Source organism: Mesorhizobium sp. M7A.F.Ca.US.006.04.2.1 (assembly GCF_004022915.1).
GTDB classification, from domain to species: Bacteria; Pseudomonadota; Alphaproteobacteria; order Rhizobiales; family Rhizobiaceae; genus Mesorhizobium; species Mesorhizobium ciceri.
In genome coordinates this window covers 1-1,253 of the sequence record NZ_RZQA01001264.1, presented here as the reverse complement: position 1 = coordinate 1,253, position 1,253 = coordinate 1, and the positions used below count along the sequence as shown (strand labels likewise).

Genomic DNA, 1,253 nt, shown 5'->3' with positions numbered 1-1,253 from the left:
GAGTGGTTGCAGCAGTGCGGGCTCAAAAGCCTCCGGCAGGTTGGGCTGGGCAGACCGTGACGGCAGCGAAATTCTGGAGGAGGTGTACGCGTGCATGGCTGTTTTCCCGGTTTATCCGTGACACAGCAATCGCGCGAATCCGCGGGTCGCGAAATTCGGTTATGTCCCTACGGGAAACTACCTAGAGCCGCTCCTCCTGAATCGGTCCAGCGCTGGTCGCCACAGTGAAGAAAGCTATTCACTTGCTTCACGGCCCGTCACCTGTTGGATCATGATACGGAAGAAAACGTGGGGTGCGCTGTCCGACACCGGAGGCATGACTGGCTTGAGGGCGCCGGGCTCCCACCAAGCGGCATGCTTGCTCAATATCGACCATGCATGGTCACGCTCGAGCTTGTGGCCAATCCGGTCCGGCAGTTCCTCATAACGGCCGTCGACGACGACGCTTCTCCAGCCTCGGCCCTGGCCGCGTTCACCCACCTGGACGGACACCAGGGGATTGGCACGCATCCAGTCGATCTTCTTGCCGGGCATGGAAAACGCGTAGAGATGATTGTCGGCGTGCGCATAGTGCACCGGCACCACGTAGGGCTGCCCATCCTTCGCGCATGCCAGATGACCGACACGGTTGGCGGTCAGCAATTTCGTGCATTCCAAGGCGGATAATGTGCGGATCAGCATGTGAGATCTCCTGAGTCTATTGGTCGTCCAACAGACTGTTGGCCCAGCCGCCGGAGCTGTCATTGATCGCAATCAAGGCAGGCTTGCCGCTCGTCCGCAGCGGCATAGGCGGCAATTTCGTAAATGATTTAAATCAAGGCGCTGCTTGCCGCTTCCCCAGATCATGGGGAGATGTGGAAGCCGATCATGAGCGCTCCGTTTGGTCGCGAACTCGAACTCGCCGTCTTCGACGAGGAGGGCGAACATGCGCTCGTATTTCCCTGTATAAAAGGCCGGCAGGGTTGGAAGCACGCCGGGACTGGCGTGCGCGTCGATATCCGCCCGTCGCGATACGCTTATCCAGACCGGCGTCGGCGTCGACTTCCACAATCCAGACGCCGTCCTTCGGCATGTGCTGGGCTGCGAATTCCTGGTCCGAGGCGGGCGCGAGGATGACCGACTTGTGGCTGTTGCCCACGATTTCACGTCAGCCTTCCTCGCGCCGGTCTTGCCCGCCTCGTATTTCACTTCATTATCCTGCCCGCCAGCAACCTTCGCGCGGTCCTCATTGCGTCCACGGGTTGTTCCAGTAC

Annotated in this window: 1 protein-coding gene and 2 pseudogenes; all 3 read right to left on the bottom strand. The window is 60.0% G+C overall.

From position 1 onward, the window contains the following. Positions 1–234: 234 nt before the first annotated feature. A complete protein-coding gene (locus EN925_RS36475; protein ID WP_127368294.1) occupies positions 235–681 on the bottom strand; it encodes a pyridoxamine 5'-phosphate oxidase family protein in 447 nt (148 codons plus the stop codon). A gap of 340 nt (positions 682–1,021) precedes the next feature. Further along, a pseudogene (locus tag EN925_RS41250) lies at positions 1,022–1,123 on the bottom strand (cytochrome oxidase); the annotation flags it as partial. 38 nt (positions 1,124–1,161) lie between these two features. Next, positions 1,162–1,253, bottom strand: a pseudogene (locus EN925_RS40340) (DUF3606 domain-containing protein); the annotation flags it as partial.

Excerpts from the sequence above, each read along its gene's own strand:
- EN925_RS36475 (WP_127368294.1), bottom strand. The coding sequence starts at position 681 with ATGCTGATCCGCACATTATCCGCCTTGGAATGCACGAAATTGCTGACC.